Raw genomic sequence first — 1,975 nt, forward strand, 5'->3', positions numbered from 1 at the left:
AATCATCGAATTGCTGCGCGAGATTGGTGCGCACGTGCACTATTGCGACCCATACTTTCCGGTTGCTCGGCATACCCGCAGGCATGGCGACCTGAATCTTCGTTCGGTTCCGCTCACGGCGGAAGCGCTGGGCGAATTCGACGCCCTCGTGGTTGCCACCGCACACGAGGAATTCAGGAACGCACTGCTGTACGCGCACGCGAGGCTGATCGTGGACACCCGCAACGTGATCGGACCGCTGTTCGGCGGCAAACCGCCGATGCTCACGGTCAAAGCCTGATTTTCTGCTCGCGTCGGACTGTCCACCAAGAGGAGAATACCTGCACGATGCGCTCACTGGCCTTGCCATCCCACAGGTCTGGGACGCGGCCGGCTTTACCGCGTCCGGCGAGCACGTCGCGCACCGCGGAGATGATACGCGCCGGATCCATGCCAACCAGCGTGTTCGTGCCCTCTTCGACGGTCACGGGGCGCTCCGTGTTCTCGCGCATGGTCAGGCAGGGAATGCCCAACGCCGTCGTTTCTTCTTGCAAGCCGCCAGAGTCGGTGAGGACGACCTTCGCCTGCGACGTCAATGCGAGGAAATCTAGATACCCGAGGGGTTCACAGATCTTCAGTCCGCCCAACGTCTCGAGGTGCTCTGTGAGCTCGAACTCCGCAAGCTGCCCTCGCGTTCTCGGATGCACGGGGAACACCACTGGCAATTCCTTTTGGATCTCCTCAACGGCCCCGAGCAGGCCGCAAAGAACGATGTGGTCATCCACGTTCGAAGGCCTGTGCAGCGTGAGCAACGCATATCGGCCCGGCTGCACACCGAATCTCGTTGGGGTGGCGGCTTGTCTAGCCCGGTCCAGATGCGCGAGCAGGGTATCGATCATTACGTTCCCGACGCGGAAGATACGGTCTTCCGGAGTTCCCTCGCGACGGAGGTTCTCGTCGGCATCCCTTGACGGAGTCAGGAGGAGGTCGCAGACACGATCGGTGATGATCCGGTTCACCTCCTCCGGCATGTTCAGGTCGAATGAACGCAGACCGGCTTCGACGTGCGCGCAGGGAATGCGGAGCTTTGCGCAGTCGATGGCGCACGCCATGGTGGAGTTCACGTCGCCTGCGACGACGACGAGGTCGGGTTTCTCCCGGAAGCAGACCGTCTCGAACCCGGTCATCACTTTGGCGGTCTGCTCGGCGTGCGAGCCGGATCCGATACCCAGGTAGATGTCAGGCACCGGCATTCCCAGGTCGCCGAAGAACACATCGGACATGGAAACGTCGAAATGCTGGCCGGTGTGCACCAGCTTCTGCTCGGCGAAGCCCGCGCGAGCCATGGTGCTCATCAGTGGCGCAATCTTCATGAAGTTCGGCCGAGCGCCGACGACGTAGACGATTTTCACTGCAGCGCTTCCAGCAGATCGAGTGCTTCGTCGGCGACGGCGTCCACCAAGGTGCGGTCCTTGCCTACGCTCCACAGGATCTCGTCGTCTGGTGAGCGGTCCAGTCGTGCAAGAACGCGAGGTGACGCTTCCGCCAGGAAGGTTCGCGCGCGAGTCAATGCCGGCGAGGCCTCGGCGCCCATCCGAGCCACGACCTGAGCGAGCATCGACAGCCGTTCGTGATCTTCGAGGCCCTCCTCGATCCCCATCATGTGCTTCGAAAGCGTCACGCCATCCGGCGCGAGGAACTCCGGAGCGAAGCCGCCCCCCCGGGTGGCCTCGTATTCGTTCCATGAACTACCGCCGCCTGCATCCGCAAATGACCAGAAGCCGATGCCACGGGCGCCGGCGCGGAACGCTACCCATGAAGCAAGGCGATGATATGCAACCGGGTCCAATGCCCGAACCGGACCCTTCGTGTCATAGAACCACAGCTCCCTGTCCGCTCTTGGTTCCAACGCGACCCGCTCCTCCGGCGGCAACTTCAGATATTGCGTCCAGGAGGGGCTGAGAATGTCGCAAACCTCGAGCGCCGCGCCAGCGGT

2 protein-coding genes are annotated in these 1,975 nt (G+C 62.5%); one reads left to right on the plus strand and one right to left on the minus strand.

The features are described from left to right. On the plus strand, nucleotides 1-280 hold a 280-nt coding region (locus E6J58_23985), incomplete at its 5' end, for a nucleotide sugar dehydrogenase (GenBank protein ID TMB31926.1). Here E6J58_23985 and E6J58_23990 read toward each other — a convergent pair. Next, entirely contained in the window at nucleotides 270-1,724 is a 1,455-nt protein-coding gene (locus E6J58_23990; protein TMB31927.1) for a UDP-N-acetylglucosamine 2-epimerase (non-hydrolyzing), read from the minus strand. The genes E6J58_23985 and E6J58_23990 overlap by 11 nt on opposite strands. Nucleotides 1,725-1,975: the final 251 nt, after the last annotated feature.

This window comes from Deltaproteobacteria bacterium (assembly GCA_005879535.1).
Classification (GTDB): Bacteria; Myxococcota; Myxococcia; order Myxococcales; family 40CM-4-68-19; genus 40CM-4-68-19.